Here is a 24,925-nt window from a genome sequence, read left to right as displayed (position 1 = left end):
CCAGCATGAACCCCATGAAAGACACAGCCCGAAGCCAGACGCCACGCGCCAGCCGGCCAGGCGCGACCTCTGCGCTGCGCACGCGCCTGGCGCGGCTGCGCCCGTCCGTGCCGCAGGCGTGGCAGGAGCGCTTCAACGCCTTCTGGTCGGCGCGCAACCCGCGCGAACAGGCCATCCTGGGCGGCGGCGGCGCCGTGCTGGCGCTGGTGATCGGCTACCTGGTCCTGTGGGAGCCGGCCGCCGACGGCCGCGAGCGCCTAGCGCGCAACCTGCCCAAGCTGCGCGCCGACCTGGCCGAAATGGAAACCCTGGCGCAGGAAGCCCGCGGCCTGAAGGCCACGCCGGCGCCATCGCTGCGCGGCGACGCGCTCACGCAAGCGCTACAGGACAGCCTGGGCCAGCACGGCCTGAAGGCGACCCGGCTGGCCGCCGGCGCCGACAACAGCGTGCAGGTGCAGCTGGACAAGGTGCCGTTCGGCGCGGTCAGCGGCTGGCTGCAGGACGTGCGCCAGCAGCAGCGCATGAAGGTGATCGACGCCCGTATCGTCTATGTCGGCGCCACGGCGCTGGTGAACGTCAGCGCGACCCTGCAGGGTCCGGGCGGCCGCAGCTGATGGTACGGCTGGAAACGCTGCGCCTGCCGCGCCGCAAGCTGCGCCAGCCGGCCGCATGGCGGCGCCTGCGCTGGCTGGGGCTTGGCCTAGCGAGCGCCGCGGTGACCGTGGTGGCGATGCTGCCGGCGGCATGGATCGCCGCGCGCGTGGCCACGCAGACGCAGGGACGGGTACTGCTGGCCGATGCCAGCGGCTCGCTCTGGCATGGCAGCGCCACGCTGGCGCTGTCGGCCGGCGCCGGCAGCCAGACCGCGACCGTGCTGCCCGGCCGGCTGCAATGGACGCTGGCGTTCTGGCCGCTGCTGGGCGGCAGCGCGCGCCTGGTGGTGAGCCACTCCGAGGCCATGGCCGCGCCGGTCGCCATCACCGTGACCCCCGGCGGCTGGAGTGCGCAGGCAGGCGCCATCCGGCTGCCCGCGGCGCTGCTCGAAGGCATCGGCGCGCCGTTCAATACGCTGCGCCCGGACGGCCTGATGCGCGTGGACTGGTCCACGCTGCAGGGACGCTTTTCGGGCCAGGGCATGCGCGGCCATATGACGCTGCGCATCGAACAGGTGTCGTCGGCCGTGAGCCGGCTGCGCCCGCTGGGCAGCTACCGCGCCGAAATCGACTGGACCGGCGAGGGTGGCGGCAAGCTGCAGCTGAGCACCATCGCCGGGCCGCTGCACCTGGAGGGCAGCGGCACGCTGGGGCGGCAGGCGCGCTTCGAGGGCACCGCGCACGCCGAGCCCGAAGCGGCAACGCAACTGACCAGCCTGCTGAGCCTGCTGGGACGACGAGACAACCATGTGACAAGGCTGCGCTTCTGATGCCTGGCCAATCCAGGAGCGCCCGGAAATGACTATGAAAACCCACGCCATCCGACCTGTTTTCCACACCGCCTGCGCCCGCGCCGTGGCCCTGCTGTGCGGGCTCTCGCTGCTGGCGCCCGCGCCGTTGTGGGCCCAGCCCGGCGCGCGCACCGGCACCCCGCCCGCGCCGCCCGACATCACGCCGTCCAACCGCGACCAAGTGGTGCTGAACTTCGTCAACGCCGACCTTGACTCGGTGGTCAAGGCGGTCGGCCAGGCCACCGGCAAGAACTTCGTGATCGACCCGCGCGTGAAAGGCACGGTCAACCTGGTCACCGAGCAGCCGGTCTCGCGCGCGCAGGCGCTGCAGACGCTGGGCTCGGTGCTGCGCATGCAGGGCTATGCCATGGTCGAGAGCAACGGCTTCACCAAGGTCGTGCCCGAGGCCGACGCCAAGCTGCAGGGCTCGCCCACGGTGATCGGCGCCAGCCCCAGCCGCGGCGACCAGGTGGTGACGCAGGTGTTCCGGCTGAACTATGAATCGGCCAACAACCTGGTGCCGGTGCTGCGGCCGATGATCGCGCCCAACAACACCATCACCGCCTACCCGGCCAACAACACGCTTGTCATCACCGACTACGCCGACAACCTGCGCCGGCTGGCGCGCATCATCGCCGCGGTCGATGCGCCGGCCTCGGGCGAGGTCGAGCTGGTGCCGCTCAAGCACGCCCTGGCCAGCGATACCGCGGCGGTGCTGCAGAAGCTGCTCGACCCCGGCGCCGCGGGCGCCACCGGCGGCGGCGCACCGGGCGTCGACGCCAGCCTGCGCACCTCGGTGGTGGCGGAGCCGCGCAGCAATTCGCTAATGATCCGCGCCACCAGCCGCGCGCGGCTGCAGCAGGCGCGCCAGCTGATCGAAAAGCTCGACCAGCCCTATGCGCGCCCCGGCAATATCTGGGTGGTGCCGCTGAAGAACGCCGATGCGATCAAGCTGGCGGCCACGCTGCGCGCCATTGTCGCCGCCGACAGCAGCTTTGCCAGCGCCACCCAGCCCGGCGGGCAGGCCGGCGGCATCGGCGGCGCGGGGGGCATGACCAATGTCTCGACGCCGGCCGGCGGGCAATTCACCGGCGGCGCCACCGGCACCCAGGCCAGCATGCGGGGCGGCACCGGCGCGGCGGGAGGCTCCGGCGGCGCCTATGGCAACTCGGCCTTCGCCGCGTCGTTCGGCACCAATACCCAGCCGGCCACCGGCGGCATCATCCAGGCCGACCAGTCCACCAACTCGCTCATCATCACCGCCAGCGAACCGGTCTACCGCAACCTGCGCGGCGTGATCGACGACCTCGACGCGCGCCGCGCGCAGGTCTACATCGAGTCGATGATCGTCGAAGTGACCTCCACCCAGGCGAGCGAGCTGGGCATCCAGTGGCAGGGCCTGATCAGCTCGTCGAGCGGCAACAACAACGTCTTTGCCGGCACCAACTTCGGCACCGGCGGACAGAACATCCTGAACCTGACCCTGGCCGGGGCGCTGGCCGACACCAACCGCGGCGCCGCCATCGCCGCGGCGCAAGGGTTCGTGAAGGACGTCGGCGGCCTGAACCTGGGCATCGTCAACAAGGCGATGGGGCTGGGCGCGCTGCTGCGCGCGCTGGGCTCCAACGGCAGCGTCAATCTGCTGTCCACGCCGAACCTGATCACGCTGGAGAACGAGGAAGCCAAGATCCTGATCGGCCAGAACATCCCGATCACCACCGGCTCCTATGCCCAGACCGGCGGCGCGGCGTCGGTCACGCCGTTCCAGACCTTCGACCGCAAGGACGTGGGCATCACGCTGCGCGTGAAGCCGCAGATCACCGACGGCGGGCTGGTGAAGATGCAGATCTTCCAGGAATCGTCGTCGGTGGTGCAGTCCACCGCCAACCTGATCCAGGGCCCGACCACCAACGTGCGCTCGATCGAGACCAATGTGCTGGTCGACGACGGCCAGATCATCGTGCTGGGCGGCCTGATCGAGGACTCATACGGCGACGGCGTGCAGAAGGTGCCGCTGCTGGGCGACATCCCATGGATCGGCGGCCTGTTCCGCTACGAGAACAAGAACCGCTCCAAGACCAACCTGCTGGTGTTCCTGCGCCCCTATGTGATGCGCACGGCCGGCGCCACCGACCGCCTGACGCAGGACCGCTACGACTATATGCGCGCGCAGCAGCAGGGCTTTGTTTCGCCTAACATCATGATGCGTGATACCAACACGCCGTTGCTGCCGCCGGCCGAGGCTCCGTCCACGCCGTTCGTCGATCCGCGTGCAAACGGCCCGGTTGCCGCCCCGTTGCCCCTGCAGCAGCCCCTTCCGCAGAATGCCCCGCAGCCCGGCGTGCCGGGCCAGCCACAGCCCGTGCAGCCGGCACCGCAGCAGCTGCCGCAAGCACCGGCGAACGCACCCCAGCCGCTGAGCCTGCGCGGCGAGTCTGCGTTCCAGAACTAGGCCCCGACATGGCTAGCGAAGTCCAAACTGCCCTGCCCGCCGGCGCCAGCGCGCCGGCCGAGACCCTGGAGCCGCCCTCGCCGATGGCCGCGCGGCTGGTCTCGTACGGCTTTGCGCGCGAGGCGCCGCTGCTGGTCGCGCACCAGCGCCCTGACGGACTGGAAGTCTGGGTGACCCGTGCCACGTCCCCGACCGCGCTGGCCGAGGTCGCGCGCGTGCACGGCGCGCTGCGGCTGCGCGTGCTTGAGCCCGACGCACTGGAACTCGCCATGGCCGACGCCTACAACCGCCAGGACGCCGGCAGCGCCGCGCAGGTGGTGGGCGAGGTCGAAGGCGAGGTCGACCTGTCGCGCCTGATGCAGGACATCCCGGCGGTGGAGGACCTGCTTGAATCCGAGGACGACGCGCCGATCATCCGCATGATCAATGCGCTGCTGACGCAGGCCGCGCGCGAAGGCGCCTCGGATATCCATATCGAGCCGTTCGAGTCGTCGTCGGTGGTGCGCTTTCGCGTGGACGGCACGCTGCGCGACGTGGTGCGGCCGAAAAAGGCGCTGCACGGCGCGCTGATCTCGCGCATCAAGATCATGGCGCAGCTCGATATCGCCGAGAAACGCCTGCCGCAGGACGGCCGCATCACGCTGCGCGTGGGCGGGCGCCCGGTCGACGTGCGGGTCTCGACCCTGCCCACCGGCCATGGCGAGCGCGCGGTGCTGCGCCTGCTGGACAAGGAAGCGGGCCGGCTCGACCTGGCCAAGCTGGGCATGGCGCCCGGCACGCTGCGCGGCTTCGACCACCTGATCCGCCAGCCGCACGGCATCGTGCTGGTGACCGGGCCGACCGGCTCGGGCAAGACCACCACGCTGTATGCGGCGCTGTCGCGGCTGGATGCGCGCACCACCAACATCATGACGGTGGAAGACCCGATCGAGTACGACCTGGACGGCATCGGCCAGACCCAGGTCAACGCGCGCATCGACATGACCTTCGGCAAGGCCCTGCGCGCGATCCTGCGCCAGGACCCGGACGTGGTCATGATCGGCGAAATCCGCGACCTGGAAACCGCGCAGATCGCGGTGCAGGCCTCGCTGACCGGCCACCTGGTGCTGGCCACGCTGCACACCAACGACTCGGCCTCGGCGGTGACGCGGCTGGTCGACATGGGGATCGAGCCGTTCCTGCTGTCGTCATCGCTGCTGGGGGTGCTGGCACAGCGGCTGGTACGCCGCCTGTGCCAGCACTGCAAGCGCGAGGAAGTGATCGAGATCACTGCCGCCGAGGCCGAGGTGCTGCACGCGCAGGGCAAGCCGCTGCAGACCGTGTGGCACCCGGTGGGCTGCGACAAGTGCGGCCAGTCCGGGTACCAGGGGCGCATGGGCGTGTATGAGCTGCTGACCGTCGGTGACGAGATCCGCACCATGATCCACCGGCAGGCGCCGGAGTCCGAGATCAAGCAGGTGGCACTGGCGCACGGCATGCACACCATGCGCGGCGACGCGCAGCGCTGGGTCGACAGCGGCGCGACCTCGCTTGAGGAAGTGCTGCGCGTGACGCGCGACTAAAGCGGAGCCACCCGAATGCCAGCCTTCCGCTACGAAGCCGCCGACGCCGCCGGCAAGACCGACCGCGGCGTGATCGAGGCCGACAGCCCGCGCCAGGCGCGTTCGCAGCTGCGCGCGCGCGGGCTGACACCGCTGACCGTTGACCCGCTGGCTGGTGCCGGCCTGGCGCCGCGCAGCGGCAGCCAGCTGTTTGCGCGCAGGCTGTCGACGCAGGAGCAGGCGCTGTTCACGCGCCAGCTGGCCAGCCTGATCGTGGCCGGGCTGCCACTGGACGAGGCCCTGGGCGCACTGGCCGACCAGGCCGAGCGCGCCTATGTGCACGAGCTGCTGGCCGGCATCCGCGCCGAGGTGATGGGCGGCAGCTCGCTGTCGGTGGCGCTGGCGCAGCACCCGCGCGACTTCCCCGACATCTACCGCGCGCTGGTCTCGGCCGGCGAGCACTCCGGCCACCTGGGACTGGTGCTGGAGCGGCTGGCCGGCTATATCGAGTCGCGCAACACCCTGACCTCCAAGATCCGGCTGGCCTTCACCTACCCCGCCATCGTCACGGTGGTGGCGTTCGCCATCGTGATCTTCCTGCTGTCGTACGTGGTGCCGCAGGTGGTGAGCGTGTTCGCCAACACCAAGCAGAAGCTGCCGACGCTGACCATCGTCATGCTGGCGCTGTCGGACTTCGTGCGCAACTGGTGGTGGGCGGCGCTGGCGGTGATCGCGGTGGCGGCGTTCAGCATCCGCCGCCTGCTGCGCCAGCCCGCGGTGCGGCTGGAATGGCACCGCTGGCTGCTGACCGCGCCGCTGCTGGGCAAGCTGATCCGTGGCTACAACACCGCGCGCTTTGCCGGCACGCTGGCCATCCTGGTGTCGGCCGGGGTGCCGATCCTGCGCAGCCTGCAGGCCGCGGGCGAGACGCTGACCAACGAGGCGCTGCGCGCCAACGTGGAAGACGCCAACACCCGCGTGCGCGAAGGCGCCTCGCTGGCGCGCGCGCTGGCGGCGCAGAACCAGTTCCCGCCGGTGCTGGTGCACCTGATCCGCTCCGGCGAAGCCACTGGCAACCTGCCGGTGATGCTGGACCGCGCGGCCCAGGGCGAGGCGCAGGAACTGGAACGCCGCACGCTGTTCCTGACCAGCCTGCTGGAACCACTGCTGATCCTGACCATGGGCGTGGTGGTGCTGCTGATCGTGCTGGCGGTGCTGATGCCGATCATCGAAATCAACCAGCTGGTGCGGTAAGGACCTCTGCAAAAGAAAACGCCGGCGCGATGCCGGCGTTTTCTTTTTGGCGGGTGGGGCCGGCATGGCGCCGGCCGGCCACATTACTCCGCTTTCTTGGCCGGGCGCTTGCGCGTCTTCCTGGCCGGTGCACGGGCGGGCGCCGCCTCGGCAGCGGCCGCCTCAGGCTGGGGCTGGGCCTCTGGCTGCGCTTCAACCTGCGCCGACAGCACCGTCGTGCCCGGCGCGGCAAAGATCGACTGGTCGATCGGCCACGGGGTTTCGCTCAGCGTCACGTCAGGGCGGCGCGTGGCGCGTTTGCGTGCGGGGCGGGCCTTGGACTCTGCCTGCGGCGCTGCCTCCGCCACCGGCTCGGCAACGGGCTCCGGTTCGGCCACTTCGGCGGCGATGACAGACTGCCCGATCGCGGGTTCGCGCACTGGCACCGGCTCAGGCGCCGCCTCTGGCTGGGCCACGACGGGCGCAGGCGGATCCGCGGGCACGGGCGCCGGTGCCGGCTGGCGGCGCGCTTCAGGCTGTGCCTGAGCCTGCTGGGCCTGGCGCTGCTGCTGCGACTGCTGCGGTTGGGATTGCTGCGGCTGCGGCTGGCCACGCCCGTCGCTCTCCCCGCCCCCCTTGGAACGCTTCTTGAGCCGGATCCAGATGGTCTTGTTGTTGCCGCCGTTGCGGGTCTCGACCTCGAACAGGCCGGTGGCCTGCACCAGCTCGGAAAGCTTGCCGTAGCCGTAGTTGCGCGAGTCGAATTCCGGCGCCTGCTTGGCGATATGGTTGCCCATGCTGCCGAGCGTCAGCCAGCCGTCTTCATCCGACACGGCCTGCGCCGCGTTCTGCAGCAGGCGCACCAGGCGCGAGTCCTGGCGCAGTTCGCCGGTGCTGCGCTTGCGCGTGGGCGCGGCAGCCCCGTCGACGCCTTCGGTCCCTTCCGTATCCGCGTCGGCGCGCAGCACGTCGGAGTAGATGAACTTGTCGCAGGCGGTGACAAAGGGCTTGGGGGTCTTGCGCTCGCCGAAGCCATAGACGGTCAGCCCCTGCTCGCGGATGCGCGAGGCCAGGCGGGTGAAGTCGCTGTCGCTGGAGACGATGCAGAAGCCGTCGAAGCGCCCGGTGTAGAGCAGGTCCATGGCGTCGATGATCATGGCGCTGTCGGTGGCGTTCTTGCCCACGGTGTAGCGGAACTGCTGGATCGGCTGGATCGAGTGCGACAGCAGCCGCTCCTTCCAGCCGGCCAGGTTGGGTCGGGTCCAGTCGCCGTAGATGCGCTTGACGGCGGCCACGCCGTACTTGGCGACTTCGGCCAGCAGGCCTTCGACGATGGCGGGCGCCGCGTTGTCGGCGTCGATCAGCACGGCCAGGGTCGCGGTGCCCTGGCGGGGGGAATTGGTCATGTTCAGGTAGTCACTGGTTTGCCCGTCTCATGCGTACATCAGGACGGGCAATCGGAAATCAGGTTGCACCAGGCTGGCTGTGCAGGTGTGGCGCATCGCGGACAGCCTGGCAGCGGCACGGGCCGTCTCGATGCAACGCAGTGTACACGCGAACCCCTGTCCATACGGGAAATCACGGGCGCGACGGGCACGCTTTGTGCTGCATTGCAAGGTACCGCCAATTATGTGGCGGTGCTACCATGCCGCGCAGAGACACGACCGCCCTACACCTTCACAAGAGGCTACGAGGCGGTCGCCCACAACTGTAGGTGTCGGTGATCCCGACAGCACGCCCATAGAGGAGCACCTATGAATGCCCCCCTGACCCCTCCGGTCAGCGACGCCATCCGCCGCGCGCTCGAAAACGTTTCCCTCGAAGATAAATACACGCTGGAGCGTGGCCGCATCTATATCAGCGGCACGCAGGCGCTGGTACGCCTGCCAATGCTGCAGCAGGAGCGCGACCGTGCCGCCGGCCTGAACACCGCCGGCTTTATCTCCGGCTACCGGGGCTCGCCGCTGGGCGCGCTGGACCTGTCGCTATGGAAGGCCAAGAAGCACCTCGCCGCGCACAATATCGTGTTCCAGGCCGGCCTCAACGAGGACCTGGCCGCTACCTCGGTGTGGGGGTCGCAGCAGGTCAACATGTACCCGGATGCCAGGTTCGATGGCGTGTTCGGCATGTGGTACGGCAAGGGGCCGGGCGTGGACCGCACCGGTGACGTGTTCAAGCATGCCAACTCTGCGGGATCGTCGAAGCATGGCGGCGTGCTGGTGCTGGCCGGTGACGACCATTCGGCCAAGTCCTCGACGCTGGCGCACCAGTCCGAGCACATCTTCAAGGCCTGCGGCCTGCCGGTGCTCTATCCGTCGAACGTGCAGGAGTACCTGGACTACGGCCTGCACGGCTGGGCCATGAGCCGTTACTCCGGCCTATGGGTGGCGATGAAGTGCGTGACCGACGTGGTGGAATCGTCGGCCTCGGTGGAACTGGACCCGCACCGCGTGCAGATCGTGCTGCCGGACGACTTCATCATGCCGCCGGGCGGCCTGAATATCCGCTGGCCGGATCCGCCGCTGGAACAGGAAGCGCGACTGCTCGACTACAAGTGGTACGCGGGCCTGGCCTATGTGCGTGCCAACAAGATCGACCGCATCGAGATCGATTCGCCGCACGCGCGCTTCGGCATCATGACCGGCGGCAAGGCCTACCTGGACACGCGCCAGGCGCTGGCCGACCTGGGCCTGGACGATGCCACCTGCTCGCAGATCGGCATCCGCCTGTACAAGGTCGGCTGCGTGTGGCCGCTGGAGGCGCACGGCGCCCGCGCCTTTGCTGAAGGCCTGCAGGAAATCCTGGTGGTCGAAGAGAAGCGCCAGATCATGGAGTACGCGCTCAAGGAAGAGCTGTACAACTGGCGCGATGACGTGCGCCCCAAGGTCTACGGCAAGTTCGACGAGAAGGACAACGCGGGCGGCGAATGGTCGATCCCGCAGAGCAACTGGCTGCTGCCGGCGCACTATGAGCTGTCGCCGGCGATCATTGCCAAGGCCATCGCCACGCGCCTGGACAAGTTCGAGCTGCCGATGGACGTGCGCGCGCGCATCACCGCGCGCCTGGCCATCATCGAGGCCAAGGAAAAGGCGCTGGCCACGCCGCGCGTGACGGCGGAGCGCAAGCCCTGGTTCTGCTCGGGCTGCCCGCACAACACCTCGACCAATGTGCCCGAGGGCTCGCGCGCGCTGGCCGGCATCGGCTGCCACTACATGACGGTGTGGATGGACCGCAATACCAGCACCTTCAGCCAGATGGGCGGCGAAGGCGTGGCGTGGATCGGCCAGGCGCCGTTCGCGGGCGACAAGCACGTGTTCGCCAACCTGGGCGACGGCACCTACTTCCACTCCGGTCTATTGGCGATCCGCGCGTCGATCGCGGCCAACGTCAACATCACCTACAAGATCCTGTACAACGATGCGGTGGCGATGACCGGCGGCCAGCCGGTGGACGGCCAGCTGTCGGTGCGGGACATCGCCTGGCAGGTGCACAGCGAAGGCGCGAAAAAGATCGTCATCGTCAGCGACCAGCCGGAGAAGTACAACGGCGCGATCAAGCTGCCCGAAGGCGTCACGATCTATCACCGCGACCAGCTCGACAGCGTGCAGCGCGAGCTGCGCGAGGTGCCGGGCTGCACCATCCTGATCTACGACCAGACCTGCGCCACCGAGAAGCGCCGCCGCCGCAAGCGCGGCACGATGGAGGATCCGCAACGCCGCGCCTTTATCAACGACGCGGTGTGCGAAGGCTGCGGCGACTGCTCGGTCAAGTCCAACTGCCTGTCGGTGGAACCGCTGGAAACGGATTTCGGCACCAAGCGCCAGATCAACCAGTCGTCATGCAACAAGGACTTCTCGTGCCTGAATGGCTTCTGCCCGAGCTTTGTCACGGCCGAAGGCGCGCAGGTGCGCAAGCCCGAGCAGCACGGCGTGTCGATGGACACCCTGCCCGCGCTGCCTGACCCGGAACTGCCGCCGATCCGCCGTGCCTACGGCATCCTGGTGACCGGCGTGGGCGGTACCGGCGTGGTGACCATCGGCGGCCTGCTCGGCATGGCCGCGCACCTGGAGAACAAGGGCGTCACGGTGCTCGATATGGCGGGCCTGGCGCAGAAAGGCGGCGCGGTGCTGTCGCACGTGCAGCTGGCCGCGCGCCCGGACGACCTGCATGCCACCCGGATCGCCATGGGCGAGGCGGACCTGGTGATCGGCTGCGATGCGATCGTGTCGGCCACCGACGAAGTCATCTCCAAGACCCAGGCCGGCCGCACCCGCGCCGTGGTCAACACGGCGCAGACGCCGACCGCCGACTTCATCAAGAACCCGAAGTGGCAGTTCCCGGGTCTGTCGGCCGAGCAGGACGTGCGCACCGCCGTGGGCGAGAAGTGCGAGTTCATCAACGCCTCGGGTCTCGCCGTGGCGCTGCTGGGCGACGCGATCTACACCAACCCGCTGGTGCTGGGCTACGCCTGGCAGAAGGGCTGGATCCCGCTGACGCTGCAGGCACTGGAGCGCGCCATCGAACTCAACGGCGTCGCCGTCGAGAAGAACAAGGCCGCGTTCGACTGGGGCCGCCATATGGCGCACGACCCCGAGCACGTGCTGTCGCTGACCGGCAAGCTGAAGAACACCGCGGAAGGCGCGGAAGTGGTCAAGATGCCGACTTCCAGCGGCGCGATGCTGGAGAAGCTGATCGCCCGGCGCATGGAACACCTGACGGCCTACCAGGATGCCGCCTACGCGCGCACCTACCGCGAAGCCATCGACCGCGTGCGCGTGGCCGAGAGCACGCTGGCTGGCAGCGGCAAGGCCCTGCCGCTGACCGAGGCCGCGGCGCGCAACCTGGCCAAGCTGATGGCGTACAAGGACGAGTACGAGGTGGCGCGGCTCTACACCGACCCTGCCTTCCTCGACAAGCTGCGTGCGCAGTTCGAAGGCGAACCGGGCAAGGACTACCAGCTCAACTTCTGGCTGGCACCGCCGACGACGTCAAAGCGCGACGACAAGGGCCACCTGGTCAAGCGCAAGTTCGGTCCGTCGACGATGAAGCTGTTCCGCGTGCTGGCCAAGCTGAAGGGCCTGCGCGGCGGTGCCTTCGACATCTTCGGCAAGACCGAGGAGCGCCGCACCGAGCGCGCGCTGATCGGCGAGTACCGGGCCTTGCTGGATGAACTGGTGGCGGGCCTCAATGCCGCCAACTACGACACCGCGGTGACGCTGGCCAACCTGCCGGACGATATTCGTGGCTTCGGGCATGTGAAGGAAAACAACCTGAAGGCGGTACGCGGACGCTGGGCCAAGCTGCTGGAGCAGTTCCGCCATCCGGAGACGGCGCAGCGCGCGGCCTGACTGGCCACGGCATGACACAACGGCCTCGCTTCGCATGAAGCGAGGCCGTTGTGCTTTCAGGGCTGTGCCAGCGTCGCTTCTCCCGGCTTCACATACATCGAGTTGCGCGGTTGCGCCAGCACGCGCCGCACCATCGGCTCGAAGAACGACAGCGGCAGCGTGTCGTAGTCCGTCATGAAGGCGGCACCGTCGTACTTGCGGCAGAACTCCGCGGTGCGCTCGAACAGTTCGGGCTGGCTGCGGTACTGCTCGCGCAGGTTGCGGTCCAGGCCGAGGTGATGGAAGAAGTAGTAGCCCTGGAACACGCCGTGCTTTTCCACCATCCACAGGTTCTCGGGGCTGACGAATGGCTTGAGGATGGCGGCGGCGATATCGGGATGGTTGAAGCTGCCGAGCGTATCGCCGATATCGTGCAGCAGCGCGCAGACCACGTATTCCTCGTCCTGGCCGTCGCGGTGCGCCAGCGTCGCGGCCTGCAGCGAATGCGTGAGCCGGTCCACGGGGAAGCCGCCGTAATCGCCATCCAGCAGGCGCAGGTGCGCCAGCACACGCTCCGGCAGCGCCCGCGCGAATGGCATGAACTCGGCGGAGATGGCGGCCCAGTCTTCGCGGGTGCCGTGTTCCATATGGCTGAAGGTGGCGCGTGCAGGCGCGTGGATGTCGCTCATGCGGGTCTCCTGTTGTGGGAGCGTGCGCGATGGCCGCGCATCGTCTCGTCATGTTTTGCAGGCATTGTGGCACCCGCAGCGGCGATACACTGTCAAAAAGCTAACAATGTGCCGGCATATTGCGGCGCACCACCAAGCATGCTGATCCGTCCTTTCCGACCGGAAGACCAATCCTGCGTCATTGCCTTGTGGCAGGCCTGCGGCCTGACCCGTCCGTGGAACGACCCGCAGCGCGATATCGCGCGCAAGCTGACCGAGCAACCTGAACTGTTCCTGGTCGGTGACATCGACGGCCATCCCGTCGCCACTGCCATGGTGGGGTTCGACGGGCATCGCGGCTGGGTCTACTATCTGGCGGTACAGCCCGGCCTGCAGGGCAAGGGGTACGGGCGCATGCTGATGGCGCATGCCGAACAGCTGCTGATCGAGCGGGGCTGTCCCAAGATCAACTTGCTGGTACGCGCAGGCAACCGCGCCGTGATCGATTTCTACGACAAGCTGGGCTATGCGCCCGACGAGGCGGTCAGCCTGGGCAAACGACTGATTCCCGATATTTAGCGGGCACGCCGGACCGACAACAAGGAGACGACATGACTTTCCACGGAAGCTGCCACTGCGGTGCCATTGCCTTCGAAGTGGAGGCCGACAGCATCCCCAGCGTGATCCGCTGCAACTGCTCGATCTGCCGCCGGCGCGGCCACCTGCTGTGGTTCGTGCCGCGCGCGACGTTCAAGCTGGAAACGCCGGAGAGCAATGCCTCCACCTACCGCTTCAACACCATGAAGATCGCGCACCGCTTCTGCCCCGTGTGCGGCTGCGGCCCGTATGCGGACGGGCAGGACAAGGACGGCAAGCCGATGGCCGCGGTCAATGTGCGCTGCCTGGACAATGTCGACCTGGACAGCCTGAAGGTCATCGACTACGACGGGCTGCACCACTGAGGCCGCCATGTTCCGCATCCTGGGCATCGACCACCTGGTACTGCGCAGCCCCGACGTGGACGCGCTGCGGCGCTTTTATGTCGAGGTGCTGGGCTGCAGCGTGGAGCGCGAGCAAACCGAACTGGGCCTGACGCAGCTGCGCGCGGGCAGCGGGCTGATCGACCTGGTCGCGCTCGACGGCCCGCTCGGCCGCGCCGGCGGCGCGGGACCGGGTGCGCAGGGCCGCAACCTGGACCATTTCTGCCTGCGCATCGACCCGTTCGATGCCGACGCGGTGCGGGCGCAACTGGCACGGCATGGCGTGCAGGCCGGCGAGGTGGCGCAGCGCTTCGGCGCCGAAGGCAAGGGACCGTCGCTCTATGTGAGCGATCCGGACGGCAACGTGGTCGAGCTCAAGGGACCGCCCGCGCCGGTGACCGCACAGTAACGCGCGCCCCCCCCACGGCACCCCGCGCGCAGGGTGCGCGCGGGATCGCTACAATTTCCGCCTGGCCCCACGCGCCGCCACCCATGGCGACCACCCCCGCCGGGCCCGCCATGACAACATTGGAAGCCAGCTCCGACGCGGACGCCGCCAGCACAGACCCAGACGCCAGCCCGGCACGCACCGGACCCGCGCACCCCGCCACGCCGCCGCGCCGGCTGGTCTGGATCCTCGGCCTGACCGAGACCATCTCCTGGGGCACGCTGTTCTTCGCCTTCACTGTTTTCATCGACCCCATGATCCGCAGCCTGGGCTGGTCCAAGCCCTTCCTGGCGGGCGGCTATTCGCTGGGGCTGCTGGTATGGGCGCTGTGCTCGTTCGCGGTGGGGCGGCTGCTGGACCGCGCACCAGCGCGCAAGGTGATGGGCGCGGGCTCGGTGCTGGCCGGGCTGGGCCTGCTGCTGTGGGCATGGACGCCATCGCAGCCGGTGTTCCTGCTGATGTGGGTGCCGATCGGGCTGGCCATGGCGACCACACTGTACGAGCCCGCCTTCGTGGTGCTGCGCCAGGCCTATGGCGACCAGTACCAGAAGCCGATCGTGGTAGTCACGCTGATGGCCGGCTTTGCCAGCACGATCTTCGTGCCGCTGGCGCAATGGCTGGTGATCCATCTGGGCTGGCGCCCGACGCTGATCGGCTTTGCCGCGCTCAACCTGCTGGTCTGCGCGCCGCTGCACGCGCGCATGCGCTACGCGCTGCATCCCACCTACACCGGCATGACCCCCGCCGACGGCCAGGCCGGCAGCCGCGACATTGCACGCGCCACGCTGCGCCAGCCGGTGTTCTGGGCGGTGGTGCTGGCCTTTACCGCGACCGCCGTGGTGGCCTCGCTGCTGGGCGCGCACCTGATCCCGATGCTGACCGAAAAGGGAATGCCGGTGGCGCAGCAACTGGTGGTCGCCGCGCTGATCGGCCCGGCCCAGGTGGCGGGCCGCATGCTGATGATGCGCGCGGGGGTGCGCCACCCGGTGCGGCTGTCGCTGCCGGTCTATGCGCTGATGGGCGCCGGGCTGCTGTGCTTTGCGCTGGGGCACGGCGCCTGGCTGATGGTGGCCGCGGTGCTGTACGGCTGCGCCAATGGCGTCAACACCATGCTGCGTGCGATGGCTATGCCGGAACTGATCTCGCGCCATCACTACGCCACGCTCAACGGGCTGATGATGACGCCGGTGCTGCTGATGCAGGCCGCCGCGCCGTGGCTGGGCGCGCTGCTGTGGCGTGCCGCCGGCGGCTACTGGCTGATGCTGTGGGTGATGGTGGCGCTGGCGCTGGGCGCGCTGCTGGCCTTCGGCTACGCGCTGCACCGACGCGGGCTGCTGCGCGTGGATGCCGCCAGCCGGTAGCGCTAGTGCGGTGCTGTCATGCCCGCCCCACGCCGATGCGGGACAATGACGGCTTTTGCAGGGGCACCGCTGCGCCGCCTGCCGCACCCTCCCATGCCTGATCCGCATTCCCCGACCGCCTCCGCGCCCTTGCCGGCCGCGGTGTCGCGCGCCACGCGCGGCACCATGGCGCTTTTCTTCGTCAATGGCGCCACCTTTGCCACGTGGGGCGTGCATATCCCCACCATCAAGGCACGCTTCGGCCTGTCCGACGCCATGCTCTCGCTGGCGATGCTGGCCGTGGCCGGCGGCGCCATCCTGGCGATGGGCCCCGTCGGGCGCTGGGTGGCACGTGCGGGCAGCGCACGGGCGTCGATGACGGGCGGGCTGCTGTTCGCGCTGGCCACGGTGGCGATCCTGGCGATGCCGTCGTTCTGGCTGCTGCTGCCCGCGCTGGCGGCGTTCGGCATGGCCAATGCGGCCTTTGATGTCGCCATGAACGCGCAGGCCGCCACGGTCGAGGCCGGCCGCACGCGGCCCGTGATGTCGGCGCTGCACGGCATGTTCAGCCTGGGCGGCATGGCGGGTGCGGGCGCGGGCGGCCTGATGCTGTCGCTGGGCGTGGCGCCGCTGGCGCATGCGGCGATGATGGCGGGCGTGACCGCGACGGTGGCGCTCGGTACGCTGCCCGGGCTGCTGGCGGATCATCCGGTGCTGCCATCGGCGGCCCACCATCGCGACCATGCGGTGCGCGCGCTGTGGCTGCTGGGGCTGCTGGCCTTCCTCGGGCTGATCGGCGAGGGCGCGATGTACGACTGGACCAGCGTCTATATGCGCGACGTGGCGCAGGCGCCCGATGGCTGGATCAGCCTGGGCTACGCCGCGTTCTCGGGCGGGATGGCGTGCGGACGCTTCGGCGGCGACCGCCTGCGCGCGCGCTTGGGCGACGGCGCCACGCTGACTGGCAGTGCCTGGCTGGGCTTTGGCGGCATCGCGCTGGCGCTGCTGGTGCCGCTTCCGCTGGCTGCGCTGGCGGGCTTTACGCTGATGGGGCTGGGCGCGGCCAATATGGTGCCGATCTTCTTCGTTGCCGCGTCGCGGCTGCCGGGCGTGGCGCCGGCCGAAGCAATTTCGCGCGTGGCGCGCTTTGCCTACCTGGGGCTGCTGCTGGGGCCGGTGCTGATCGGTGGGGTGGCGCACCTGGCCAACCTGCGCATCGGGCTGGCGCTGGTGGCGCTGACCATGGGCTGGATTGCGCTGGCGGGCGCGCGCTCGGCACGGCGCTACCTGCCGGCGCGCGCCGGCACGCCGGCGGCGCAGGCCGCGGCCGAGCGGTAAGGCATCAGGCGGCCGCGCGCAGCGGCGCGCCGGCGCCTAGGCCCTCGAACACGAAGCTGTCCATGGCGAGCACGCCATAGGTCACTTCATCGGCAACCCGCGACACGCTGGCCGGCGCCGCTCCTGCGCCCCTGGCAGCCTGCGGCCCCAACGCCGCGCCCAGCGCCACGAAGAGCGGCAGCAGGTGCTCGTCGGTCGGGTGCGCGCGGCGCGCATATGGCGCCTGGGCGCGGTAGTCGGCAATACGGCCGGTATCGCCGGTGGCCAGGGCCTCGTCCAGGGCATCCGTCATCCAGCCGCGGAAGGCTTCCACATACGGCTCGGCCTGCGGCCCATGCTGGTCGCGCCGGCCGCCGCCAAACACTTCCTGCAGGTTGTGCGTGAAGCTGCCGGACGCCAGCACCAGCACGCCCTCGTCGCGCAGCGGGGCCAGCGCGCGGCCGATCTCGATCTGCGTGGCGGGCGACAGGTAGGGGTTCAGCGCCAGCTGCACCACCGGCACGTCGGCATCCGGGAAGAAGTGGCGCATCGGCATCCAGGCGCCATGGTCCAGCGGGCGCTCGTCGTCCTGGCCGACAAACCCGGCGCCGGGGACGGCCGCCGCCTCGACCAGGGCCTTGACCCGCTCGGCCAGCGCCGGCGAGCCCGGGGCGTCGTAGCGCAGTGCATACAGCTCGCGCGGGAAGCCGCCAAAGTCGTGCCAGGCTTCCTGGCGCTCGCGGCTGGTGACAGCCAGCGTGCTGTAGATCCAGTGCGCCGAGATCACCAGCACCGCGCGCGGGCGCCGGGCGCGCAACTGCCCGCCCAGCGCATCGAAGGCGGCGCCGGTGGGGCCGGGGTCGATGGCGAGCATCGGGGAACCGTGGGAAATATAAAGCGAGGGAAGCATGGCGGGACCACCTTCAAACTGTTTGTGTACCTGCATCCAGTTTGGCAAATATCCGAGCTCGGCACGGGCGCCATTTGCGGACACATCGTGCAAAAAAGTTGAACGGCCGGACTCAGCGTGGCGTGGCGCACACAGCGCCTGGGGCACCGGCAGCGCAGCCAGGGGCGATCAGCCTATGATGCAACCGTGAGTCCGCCGGCGGTGTCATCCGGCGGGGTCCTGCAACGCCTTGATGCCACCGGCACGCCCCGCGCGCCATGTGTGGCCGGAGACTTCGGTGGTACCGCGCATCCCGCGCCGCCCCGGGCGGCACCCTCCCTTCCTGGCCCACTGGTGGCAACCGGGCGTCTACGGCAGCGTGCCCGCCGTCGCCCTGTGGATCCTGGCGCGCCTGCCGGCCGGCTTGCTGGCATCCCTGGCCGGCACGCCCTCGGCGGCAGCCTGGCTGAACCATGCCGGCGACACCGTGTTCGTGACCGGCTGGGCCGCCAGTGCCCTGCTGCTGTGGCTCATGCGCCGCCGGCCGGCGCCCGCCTGTCCGGCCATGCCGGCTACGCCGCCCTCCCCGCCTGCCTCACCCTCCAGGCCGTCAACCCGGCGCCATCCTGCCGGCTGACCGGCGCCGCCGCGCCGATGTAAGGCGGCAACAGTCCGATCTGAAAGATTTCGCGCGACGCTCCCACCCTATCCTGCGTCGCTAGAATGCGCGGGAGACCGCCGCATGCCGCACTGCAGCGCGCACCGGCACCGACTGCACAGAGATTGTCCATGTCCGCACGCCAGCGACACCGCCGGTTCCACCCCGCGCCAAGCCGCCGCTCGCGGCCTCTTTGGCGGGCGGCCCTGGCCGCCACGGGCGCGGCGGCGCTGCTGGCCGCCGGCGCGGCACATGCCCAGGGCACGCCCGGACTGCGCCTGGCCGGGGCCAATGTGCAGCGGCACGCCAACGCGGTGCTGTCGCTGATGGCGTACTCGGTGGTGCCGGACCTTACCTCCAGCTCGCTGTCGATCAACAACACCAGCACCAACGATCCCGGCATCGTCATGTCGCAGCTGGGCGGCGGCTTCACGATCAGCAAGTCGTTCCCGCTCTACCTGGAAGGCGCCATCGCCTACAGCCGCTACGATCCCACCTTCGTTGCCACCAATGGCGCCGAGTCCCGCGCCATCCCGACCCGCTGGAACACCTTTTCCGGCACCATCGGCGTGGGCTGGGACTTTCCGCTGACGGCCAACAAGGAACTGGTGTTCCGGCCCATCTTCAACGCCTCGCTGGGCAATGTCTCCAGCGACCTGTCAATCGGCAAGTTCGCGGTCGAGCAGGTCACCGACCGCCAGATCAACTTCCTCGACGGCGGCAGCCTGAACGCCTACGGGCTGGGCGGCTCGGTGATGCTGGACTGGGAGCACTACCGCGAGAACTATGAGATCGACGTGGAACTGCGCTACACCAATATCCACCTGCAGAGCTTCGGCGGCACGACCAGCTCGGTGACGGGCACGGCCACGGCGCAGACCGCCAACCTGTGGGCGCGCTGGCGGGCGCCGACCGGGATGCACGCGTTCGACCGGCCGGTGCGGTACGTGCTTGAACTATCCCATTCACACTACCTCGGCAGCCAGGCCGGCATCCTCGGCTTCAACTACCTGACCACGCTCGGCACCGGGCTGGAACTGGACACCAGCGCACACGAGGTCTTTGTCACGCGGATCCGGGCGGTGGTGCGCTATGTGTTCGGCAACAACGTGTCGGGCGTCTCGCTGGGGCTGGCGGCCAGCTTCTGAGCGCGTTCACAGCGGATCAGGGGCGGATCGAAAATTAAGGAATCGCTTAACATTGCGGTTTCCCTGCATTTCCGACGCTTCATGACCGCGACTACCGCCCCCATCCCCGACATTTCCGCCGCCACCCGACGAAAGGCGATCATCGCCGCCACTATCGGCAACGGCCTGGAATGGTTCGACTTCACCGTCTACAGCTTCTTTGCCGTCATCATCGCCAAGCTGTTCTTCCCGACCGGCGATGACCTGACCTCGTTCCTGCTGACCGTCGCCACCTTCGGCGTGGGCTTTTTCATGCGCCCGGTCGGCGCCATCGTGCTCGGCGTCTACGCCGACCGCGTGGGCCGCAAGGCGGCACTGACGCTGACCATCCTGCTGATGGCGCTGGGTACGGCCATCATCGGCCTGGCCCCGACCTACGACCAGATCGGTCTGTGGGCACCGGCGCTGATCGTGCTGGCGCGCCTGATCCAGGGCTTCTCCGCCGGCGGCGAGGTGGGCGGCGCCACCGCCTTCCTGATCGAGCACGCGCCCGACGCGGAGCGCGGCGCCTACGCCAGCTGGCAGCAGGCCAGCCAGGGCATCTCCTTCATGCTGGGCGCGGCCATGGGCGCGCTGGTCACCAACGGCCTGTCGCCCGAGCAGATCGATGCCTGGGGCTGGCGCATCCCGTTCCTGTTCGGCCTGCTGATCGGCCCGGTCGGCATGTATATCCGCTCGCACCTGGACGAGCCACCCGAGTTCGAGGCGCGCCGGGCCGCCCGCAAGGCTGCCAAGGTCAAGTTCTCGCCGCTCACGCAGGTGCTGCGCGACCACCCGCGCGAAGTGCTGGCCGGCCTGGGCGTGACCATCCTGTGGACGGTGTGCACCTACGTGCTGGTGTTCTACATGCCGTCGTACGCCAAGCAGCAGTTGGGCCTGCCGCTGGGCGCGACCTTCAAGTCGACCGCGCTGTGCGGCGCCATCATCCTGGTGCTGTGCCCGCTGATGGGCATGCTGTCGGACCGCATGGGCCGCAAGCGCATGCTGGGCATCGTGGCGCTGCTGATCGGCGTGCTGGCCTATCCGCTGTTCCACTGGCTCAATGTGTCGCCGAGCACGCAGACGCTGCTGCAGGTGCAGATCGTGCTGGGCATCCTGCTGGCGGCCTTCACCGGCCCGGCCCCGGCGGTGCTGGCCGAGCAGTTCCCGACCGAGGTGCGCTCCACCGGGCTGTCGCTGGCCTACAACTTCGCCGTGACCATCTTCGGCGGCTTTGCGCCGCTGATCGTGACGTGGCTGATCGAGTCGACGCAGAACAAGCTGGCGCCGGCTTACTACGTGATCGCTGCTGCCGTGGTGAGTTTTATCGCGCTGGTGTTCATGCACGACCGTACGGGCAAGAAGCTGGCCTGAGCCGTCTGCGCCAGTTCCCAGCAAGAAAGCCAGCCGCGAGGCTGGCTTTCTTTTTTGTTGTCCGCTGACAGGCCCCCTAGCCGGCTTCGTCCTCGTCCCGGTGGATATTGATCACATGCCGCGCCTCGAAGCACAGCGGCATGCCCGGGTTCATCTCCTCGGTGCAATACGGCTGGTTGTCGAGCTCGCCGGTGTAAAGGCTACCCTCGCGCCCGGTGACGATCACCCACATCCGTTCGACGTGGACCTCTTCGCTGCCCGCCTCGTCGGCGACCAGGATGCGGAAGATCAGCTTGACCAGCTGGCCGGGTGCGAGTGCATCACGTTCCTCGCGCGGCGGCATCCAGAAGGTATCGGGATGGGCGGCGGCGATGGGCTCGGCGTCGTCGAGCTCCCATCCGTCTTCGTCCAGGGTTGTCAATCGCATGTCCATTTTCAGCCTTCCGCAATCTCTCAGGTGCGGGCATGATCGCAGCAAATGCGCCGGTCGGCGAGAGCCTGGCCGGCGTCCGGGACTTTCAACAGGGAACAGGTACCCATGACAAGCAAGAAGGAAGCATCGGTGCGCTGCGGCTGGTGCGGCACGCTGGAGGACTATTGCCACTACCACGACACCGAGTGGGGATTCCCGGTCGCCGATGACCGCCGGCTGTTCGAGAAGCTGTGCCTGGAAGGCTTCCAGTCCGGGCTGAGCTGGCTGACCATCCTGCGCAAGCGCGAGGCCTTCCGCAAGGCGTTTGCCAATTTCGACATCGAGAAGGTGGCGCGCTTCAGCGAGCGCGATATCGCTCGCCTGCTGGGCGACGCCGGCATCGTGCGCCACCGCGGCAAGATCGAGGCGGCCATCAACAATGCGCAGCGGGCCCGCGAACTGCTGGAGACGGAATCGTCGCTGGCCGCCTACTTCTGGCGCTTCGAACCCGATCCGGCCAGCCGGCCCAGGGTGCTGACACCCGAGGTGCTGCGCACCATGGCGACCTCGCCGGAATCCACCGCGCTGTCAAAGGACCTGAAGAAGCGCGGCTGGCGCTTTGTCGGTCCCACCACCATGTACGCGCTGATGCAGGCGATGGGCCTGGTCAATGACCACCAGGAAGGCTGCACGACCCGTGCCGAGGTACTGGCTGCGCGCAAGGCCTTCAAGGTGCCGCGCTAGCGTTGCGTGGACGTATACCCGGTGCGCGCCAGCTATACGTCCGCGTGCGCCGGCTGGCGGCGCCGGTATACGCCGGCGCATGGCCATGCCCGCGTAAACGTCAGGCCACCGCGAACAGCGCAACGGTCCTAGCTATGTCTTTAATATTGTTTACATATGTAAACATAGTAGTAGTAGGTAAACCAGGCTTCAGGCCGTGGATAAGTCACCTTTTCCCTTTCGGCTCAGGGACTTGCAGCAAAGATAACCACTCCGGGATAACCCTGATTCTCCGGGATAGCCCGGCAGCCGCGTATACGTCGGCGGCGTGGGTGCCGGAGTTATCCGTATACGTCCCACAAGGCGCCCCCAGGCGGGGCACAGCTTGTCCGGGCGGTTATCCCCAGCAAGCTGCGAAGATATCCACAGGCCGGGCTCAGGCAGCGCTGGCCTGGCTGGTCATGTATACGGGGTCGACGTGGGTCATCACGTTGAGCACGTGATGATGTTCCAGGGCGCGGCGCCGGGCTTCGACCGCGATGGCATGGCCCTGCGCCACCGTCAGCGTGGCATCGATCTCCAGGTGCACGTCCACCAGCACTTGGTCGCCCATCTTGCGGGTGCGCAGGTCGTGCAGGCCCAGCACGCCGGGCGTGCCCAGCATGGTCGCGTGGATCTCCGCGACGGTCTCCTCGTCGGCCGCGCGGTCCATCAGGTCGTCGAGCGCATCCCAGCCGAAACGCAGGCCCATGCGCGCCACCATCAGCCCCACCACGATGGCCGCCACCGGATCGAGCATGTGGTAACCCAGCAGGTTGCCGCCAATGCCCAGTGCCACCACCAGCGACGAGGCCGCATCCGAGCGCGCATGCCACGCATTGGCCACCAGCATGCCCGAGCGCACGCGCCGCGCCACCGCCAGCATGTAGCGGAACAGCAGCTCCTTGGACACCAGCGCGGCCAGCGCCACCCACAAGGCCACCGGCTGCACCGGCTGCAGGCTGGCCGGATGCTGCAATTTGTCCACTGCCGCCCACAGCATGCCCGCGCCCACCGCCAGCAGCAGCGCGCCGAGCGCCAGCGACGCCGCGGTCTCGAAGCGCAGGTGGCCGTACTGGTGGTCGGCGTCCGGGTCCTTGCGGCTCTGCCAGCCGGCCAGCAGCACCACGAAGTCGGACAGCAGGTCTGAGAGGGAATGCGCGGCGTCGGCGATCAGCGCCTGCGAGCCAGAGATGACGCCGGCCACCGCCTGCGCGGCGGTGAGGCCGATATTGACGGCCACGCTGACCAGCGTGCTGCGCCGGCCGGCCCGGTGGCGCGCGTCGGCCTCGGCCGGGCTGGCGGCGGTGGCGTCGTCCGGCAGGCCGGCGGAGGCGGGCCGCAGAGGGTTGTGTTCCGATTCCATCGGGTGACTATAGCCCAACATCCGCGATGGGCGGAGTGGGCCATGGCGGCGCTGCCGTGCCGATTTCGTAACAGCGCTGGCGAAGTTTTGGTGTCGCCTTTACCGTTACACAGGACGGGCATACCCGGACACTGCAAGGAGGACCCAACGATGGCGATTCGGTCACTTGCCTCGCACAGCACATCCCAGCTGCGCCGCCTGGTCGGACAGATGCAGGCGGAAGTCGATGCATTAGAGAACCTTTCCACCCCTGACGCCGACGCGCAAAGCCGCCTTGGCTATGCCATCGGCCGCCTGCGCGACGGCATCGAGGCGGTCGAGGACGCGCTGCAGTCGCTGCGCGCGCTGCAACAGGTACGGCCGTCGGCGATGAAGGCCCGCCGGCCGACCCGGGTGGCCTAGCCTACCCGCGCCTGCACGCTGGCGCGATCCACACGGCCGGGCAGATCACTCGCGCTCCTTGTTGGCCCCACGGGCCGGCTCACGCCGCCGGACAATAGCGCAGCGCCTGCGACATGGCTTCGCACGCGGCCGGCACCGGGCCGATGACCGGAATCGGAAAGCGCTGGCCCAGCGCCCGGGCGGCCTCGCCCAGCGGGCCGCCGCCGATGATCACGGCTTGCGCGCCATCGGCGCGGATGCAGGTATCGACCGCGCCCGCCAGCAGGTCTTCCTGCTGCTGCGGCGTGCCGCCCAGCGCGCGCGGATCCCCCTCGGTGAAGCGCGCGCCGGTGAAGAGTTCGTCCAACCCCTGCCGGCGCACGCTGGCGCTGATCGACGCCGCCAGCCGCGGCGTGGTGGTGGCAATGCCGAAGCGCCGCCGCCCGGCCGCGGCCGCATGCATCGAGGCTTCGCCGATGCCCACCACCGGCACCGACAGGTGCGCGCGCAGGGCCTCGATGCCGGGGTCGCCGAAGGCGCCGACGATCACGCCGTCGGCACCGCCGGCCAGGCGCAGCATGTCTGCATCGCAGATCGCCTCAGCGGCCACGGCAAGATCGTCTTCGTCGATGATCATCGGCGCCCCGCGCGTGACCGTCGCGCCGACCACGGCCGGCGGCGCGGCCATGGCCTGCGCGAACCAGGCGCGCGCGATCTCAACCATCATCTGCGTGGTGGCGCTCGACGTATTCGGGTTGATCAGCAGGATGTGGCTCATGGATGTCTCTTGAGATTCAGGATTGCCAGCGCAGGTACATCGCCAGCGGGTGGCCCGATTTCCTGTTGGCTTGCATGGGATCGAACAAGGCCCCGGCGGGTGTGGATTGACGGCGGCACAAGGCGCGTACGCCTGTGCCGAGGGGTCAACGATAGCGTATGGCGGCTGCCAGCGCGAGATGGCGGACAGCGCAGGCGGCAGAAACACAAAAGCCCCGGAAAGCGTTGGCTTTCCGGGGCTTTTGCGCGGGATATCTGGTGGACCGAAGGAGGATCGAACTCCCGACCTCTGCATTGCGAACGCAGCGCTCTCCCAGCTGAGCTATCGGCCCGTGGCGGTTGATTGTAGCGTAATACGGCGGCGCCCTTCAATCCTCGCGGCGGCGCATG

General features: G+C 68.9%; 22 protein-coding genes and 1 tRNA gene. 16 read left to right on the top strand and 7 right to left on the bottom strand.

Annotated features, from left to right (window positions below):
- Positions 1–5 precede the first annotated feature (5 nt).
- The 5 genes from AC3WL8_RS21725 to gspF are packed head-to-tail and all read left to right on the top strand — an operon-like array spanning position 6 to position 6,691.
- Positions 6–614, top strand: a complete 609-nt coding sequence (locus AC3WL8_RS21725; protein WP_013958290.1) for a type II secretion system protein M — start codon at positions 6–8, stop codon at positions 612–614.
- Positions 614–1,423 carry a type II secretion system protein N gene (locus AC3WL8_RS21720; RefSeq protein WP_153954266.1) on the top strand — a complete coding sequence of 270 codons (810 nt, stop codon included), beginning with the start codon at positions 614–616 and terminating at the stop codon, positions 1,421–1,423. Before AC3WL8_RS21725 ends, AC3WL8_RS21720 begins: the two co-directional genes overlap by 1 nt.
- A gap of 34 nt (positions 1,424–1,457) precedes the next feature.
- Positions 1,458–3,896 (top strand): type II secretion system secretin GspD, encoded by a 2,439-nt coding sequence (gene gspD / locus AC3WL8_RS21715; protein ID WP_211982350.1) that lies wholly within the window; start codon positions 1,458–1,460, stop codon positions 3,894–3,896.
- Positions 3,897–3,904: 8 nt separating this feature from the next.
- Positions 3,905–5,458: a type II secretion system ATPase GspE gene (gene gspE / locus AC3WL8_RS21710; RefSeq protein ID WP_305852184.1), complete on the top strand. Its 1,554-nt coding sequence runs from the start codon at positions 3,905–3,907 to the stop codon at positions 5,456–5,458.
- Between the two features lie 15 nt (positions 5,459–5,473).
- On the top strand, positions 5,474–6,691 hold the full coding sequence (gene gspF / locus AC3WL8_RS21705; protein ID WP_013958294.1) for a type II secretion system inner membrane protein GspF: 1,218 nt from the start codon (positions 5,474–5,476) through the stop codon (positions 6,689–6,691).
- An 83-nt stretch (positions 6,692–6,774) separates the two neighbouring features.
- On the opposite strand, the gene AC3WL8_RS21700 is transcribed toward gspF, so the two are convergent.
- Positions 6,775–8,076: an NYN domain-containing protein gene (locus AC3WL8_RS21700; protein WP_211980394.1), complete on the bottom strand. Its 1,302-nt coding sequence runs from the start codon at positions 8,074–8,076 to the stop codon at positions 6,775–6,777.
- A 348-nt stretch (positions 8,077–8,424) separates the two neighbouring features.
- Here AC3WL8_RS21700 and AC3WL8_RS21695 point away from each other — a divergent pair, with 348 nt between their 5' ends.
- Positions 8,425–12,018, top strand: a complete 3,594-nt coding sequence (locus AC3WL8_RS21695) for an indolepyruvate ferredoxin oxidoreductase family protein (RefSeq protein WP_211980395.1) — start codon at positions 8,425–8,427, stop codon at positions 12,016–12,018.
- A gap of 56 nt (positions 12,019–12,074) precedes the next feature.
- On the opposite strand, the gene AC3WL8_RS21690 is transcribed toward AC3WL8_RS21695, so the two are convergent.
- The gene (locus AC3WL8_RS21690; protein WP_211980396.1) at positions 12,075–12,686 is read right to left on the bottom strand and encodes an HD domain-containing protein; all 612 of its coding nucleotides are present in this window, start codon (positions 12,684–12,686) and stop codon (positions 12,075–12,077) included.
- A 138-nt stretch (positions 12,687–12,824) separates the two neighbouring features.
- On the opposite strand from AC3WL8_RS21690, the gene AC3WL8_RS21685 reads away from it, so the two are divergent.
- The 5 genes from AC3WL8_RS21685 (at position 12,825) to AC3WL8_RS21665 (ending at position 16,771) form a co-directional block, all read left to right on the top strand.
- Positions 12,825–13,244 (top strand): GNAT family acetyltransferase, encoded by a 420-nt coding sequence (locus AC3WL8_RS21685; RefSeq protein ID WP_041228224.1) that lies wholly within the window; start codon positions 12,825–12,827, stop codon positions 13,242–13,244.
- 32 nt (positions 13,245–13,276) lie between these two features.
- Complete coding sequence (locus tag AC3WL8_RS21680; RefSeq protein WP_013958300.1) at positions 13,277–13,627, top strand: GFA family protein; 351 nt, start codon at positions 13,277–13,279, stop codon at positions 13,625–13,627.
- A 7-nt stretch (positions 13,628–13,634) separates the two neighbouring features.
- Positions 13,635–14,054: a VOC family protein gene (locus AC3WL8_RS21675; protein ID WP_013958301.1), complete on the top strand. Its 420-nt coding sequence runs from the start codon at positions 13,635–13,637 to the stop codon at positions 14,052–14,054.
- A gap of 83 nt (positions 14,055–14,137) precedes the next feature.
- On the top strand, positions 14,138–15,454 hold the full coding sequence (locus AC3WL8_RS21670) for an MFS transporter (RefSeq protein ID WP_371827380.1): 1,317 nt from the start codon (positions 14,138–14,140) through the stop codon (positions 15,452–15,454).
- A gap of 93 nt (positions 15,455–15,547) precedes the next feature.
- Positions 15,548–16,771: an MFS transporter gene (locus tag AC3WL8_RS21665; protein WP_211980397.1), complete on the top strand. Its 1,224-nt coding sequence runs from the start codon at positions 15,548–15,550 to the stop codon at positions 16,769–16,771.
- A gap of 4 nt (positions 16,772–16,775) precedes the next feature.
- Here the strand turns inward: AC3WL8_RS21665 and AC3WL8_RS21660 are convergent, their stop codons facing one another.
- Entirely contained in the window at positions 16,776–17,660 is an 885-nt protein-coding gene (locus tag AC3WL8_RS21660) for a DODA-type extradiol aromatic ring-opening family dioxygenase (protein WP_013958304.1), read from the bottom strand.
- Positions 17,661–17,892: 232 nt separating this feature from the next.
- Between AC3WL8_RS21660 and AC3WL8_RS21655 the strand changes: the two genes are divergently transcribed.
- The 3 genes from AC3WL8_RS21655 to AC3WL8_RS21645 all read left to right on the top strand — a co-directional run bounded on the left by AC3WL8_RS21655 (position 17,893) and on the right by AC3WL8_RS21645 (position 20,837).
- Complete coding sequence (locus AC3WL8_RS21655; RefSeq protein WP_211980398.1) at positions 17,893–18,276, top strand: hypothetical protein; 384 nt, start codon at positions 17,893–17,895, stop codon at positions 18,274–18,276.
- A gap of 152 nt (positions 18,277–18,428) precedes the next feature.
- Positions 18,429–19,445, top strand: coding sequence for a hypothetical protein (locus tag AC3WL8_RS21650; RefSeq protein WP_249221210.1), 1,017 nt, complete (start codon positions 18,429–18,431; stop codon positions 19,443–19,445).
- 81 nt (positions 19,446–19,526) lie between these two features.
- A complete protein-coding gene (locus AC3WL8_RS21645; RefSeq protein WP_492378778.1) occupies positions 19,527–20,837 on the top strand; it encodes an MFS transporter in 1,311 nt (436 codons plus the stop codon).
- A gap of 76 nt (positions 20,838–20,913) precedes the next feature.
- Here the strand turns inward: AC3WL8_RS21645 and AC3WL8_RS21640 are convergent, their stop codons facing one another.
- Positions 20,914–21,270, bottom strand: coding sequence for a hypothetical protein (locus AC3WL8_RS21640; protein WP_013958309.1), 357 nt, complete (start codon positions 21,268–21,270; stop codon positions 20,914–20,916).
- A 105-nt stretch (positions 21,271–21,375) separates the two neighbouring features.
- Between AC3WL8_RS21640 and AC3WL8_RS21635 the strand changes: the two genes are divergently transcribed.
- Entirely contained in the window at positions 21,376–21,993 is a 618-nt protein-coding gene (locus AC3WL8_RS21635) for a DNA-3-methyladenine glycosylase I (protein ID WP_013958310.1), read from the top strand.
- 415 nt (positions 21,994–22,408) lie between these two features.
- On the opposite strand, the gene AC3WL8_RS21630 is transcribed toward AC3WL8_RS21635, so the two are convergent.
- On the bottom strand, positions 22,409–23,377 hold the full coding sequence (locus AC3WL8_RS21630) for a cation diffusion facilitator family transporter (protein ID WP_492378777.1): 969 nt from the start codon (positions 23,375–23,377) through the stop codon (positions 22,409–22,411).
- A 150-nt stretch (positions 23,378–23,527) separates the two neighbouring features.
- Here AC3WL8_RS21630 and AC3WL8_RS21625 point away from each other — a divergent pair, with 150 nt between their 5' ends.
- Positions 23,528–23,779 carry a hypothetical protein gene (locus tag AC3WL8_RS21625; protein WP_010813430.1) on the top strand — a complete coding sequence of 84 codons (252 nt, stop codon included), beginning with the start codon at positions 23,528–23,530 and terminating at the stop codon, positions 23,777–23,779.
- Positions 23,780–23,858: 79 nt separating this feature from the next.
- Here AC3WL8_RS21625 and AC3WL8_RS21620 read toward each other — a convergent pair whose 3' ends face one another.
- Entirely contained in the window at positions 23,859–24,536 is a 678-nt protein-coding gene (locus tag AC3WL8_RS21620; protein WP_013958312.1) for an aspartate/glutamate racemase family protein, read from the bottom strand.
- A gap of 255 nt (positions 24,537–24,791) precedes the next feature.
- Positions 24,792–24,867, bottom strand: a tRNA-Ala gene (locus tag AC3WL8_RS21615).
- Positions 24,868–24,925 lie beyond the last annotated feature (58 nt).

Source organism: Cupriavidus sp. FW305-F7, from assembly GCF_058782875.1.
The sequence above is the reverse complement of the archived record's forward strand: the minus strand, read 5'-3'. Positions and strand labels throughout refer to the sequence as shown.

What these genes read in the sequence shown, in the direction of transcription:
- AC3WL8_RS21725 (WP_013958290.1), top strand. Translation starts at nt 6, where the DNA reads ATGAACCCCATGAAAGACACAGCCCGAAGCCAGACGCCACGCGCCAGC.
- AC3WL8_RS21720 (WP_153954266.1), top strand. Translation starts at nt 614, where the DNA reads ATGGTACGGCTGGAAACGCTGCGCCTGCCGCGCCGCAAGCTGCGCCAG.
- gspD (WP_211982350.1), top strand. Translation starts at nt 1,458, where the DNA reads ATGAAAACCCACGCCATCCGACCTGTTTTCCACACCGCCTGCGCCCGC.
- gspE (WP_305852184.1), top strand. Translation starts at nt 3,905, where the DNA reads ATGGCTAGCGAAGTCCAAACTGCCCTGCCCGCCGGCGCCAGCGCGCCG.
- gspF (WP_013958294.1), top strand. Translation starts at nt 5,474, where the DNA reads ATGCCAGCCTTCCGCTACGAAGCCGCCGACGCCGCCGGCAAGACCGAC.
- AC3WL8_RS21700 (WP_211980394.1), bottom strand. Translation starts at nt 8,076, where the DNA reads ATGACCAATTCCCCCCGCCAGGGCACCGCGACCCTGGCCGTGCTGATC.
- AC3WL8_RS21695 (WP_211980395.1), top strand. Translation starts at nt 8,425, where the DNA reads ATGAATGCCCCCCTGACCCCTCCGGTCAGCGACGCCATCCGCCGCGCG.
- AC3WL8_RS21690 (WP_211980396.1), bottom strand. Translation starts at nt 12,686, where the DNA reads ATGAGCGACATCCACGCGCCTGCACGCGCCACCTTCAGCCATATGGAA.
- AC3WL8_RS21685 (WP_041228224.1), top strand. Translation starts at nt 12,825, where the DNA reads ATGCTGATCCGTCCTTTCCGACCGGAAGACCAATCCTGCGTCATTGCC.
- AC3WL8_RS21680 (WP_013958300.1), top strand. Translation starts at nt 13,277, where the DNA reads ATGACTTTCCACGGAAGCTGCCACTGCGGTGCCATTGCCTTCGAAGTG.
- AC3WL8_RS21675 (WP_013958301.1), top strand. Translation starts at nt 13,635, where the DNA reads ATGTTCCGCATCCTGGGCATCGACCACCTGGTACTGCGCAGCCCCGAC.
- AC3WL8_RS21670 (WP_371827380.1), top strand. Translation starts at nt 14,138, where the DNA reads ATGGCGACCACCCCCGCCGGGCCCGCCATGACAACATTGGAAGCCAGC.
- AC3WL8_RS21665 (WP_211980397.1), top strand. Translation starts at nt 15,548, where the DNA reads ATGCCTGATCCGCATTCCCCGACCGCCTCCGCGCCCTTGCCGGCCGCG.
- AC3WL8_RS21660 (WP_013958304.1), bottom strand. Translation starts at nt 17,660, where the DNA reads ATGCTTCCCTCGCTTTATATTTCCCACGGTTCCCCGATGCTCGCCATC.
- AC3WL8_RS21655 (WP_211980398.1), top strand. Translation starts at nt 17,893, where the DNA reads ATGCCACCGGCACGCCCCGCGCGCCATGTGTGGCCGGAGACTTCGGTG.
- AC3WL8_RS21650 (WP_249221210.1), top strand. Translation starts at nt 18,429, where the DNA reads ATGTCCGCACGCCAGCGACACCGCCGGTTCCACCCCGCGCCAAGCCGC.
- AC3WL8_RS21645 (WP_492378778.1), top strand. Translation starts at nt 19,527, where the DNA reads ATGACCGCGACTACCGCCCCCATCCCCGACATTTCCGCCGCCACCCGA.
- AC3WL8_RS21640 (WP_013958309.1), bottom strand. Translation starts at nt 21,270, where the DNA reads ATGGACATGCGATTGACAACCCTGGACGAAGACGGATGGGAGCTCGAC.
- AC3WL8_RS21635 (WP_013958310.1), top strand. Translation starts at nt 21,376, where the DNA reads ATGACAAGCAAGAAGGAAGCATCGGTGCGCTGCGGCTGGTGCGGCACG.
- AC3WL8_RS21630 (WP_492378777.1), bottom strand. Translation starts at nt 23,377, where the DNA reads ATGGAATCGGAACACAACCCTCTGCGGCCCGCCTCCGCCGGCCTGCCG.
- AC3WL8_RS21625 (WP_010813430.1), top strand. Translation starts at nt 23,528, where the DNA reads ATGGCGATTCGGTCACTTGCCTCGCACAGCACATCCCAGCTGCGCCGC.
- AC3WL8_RS21620 (WP_013958312.1), bottom strand. Translation starts at nt 24,536, where the DNA reads ATGAGCCACATCCTGCTGATCAACCCGAATACGTCGAGCGCCACCACG.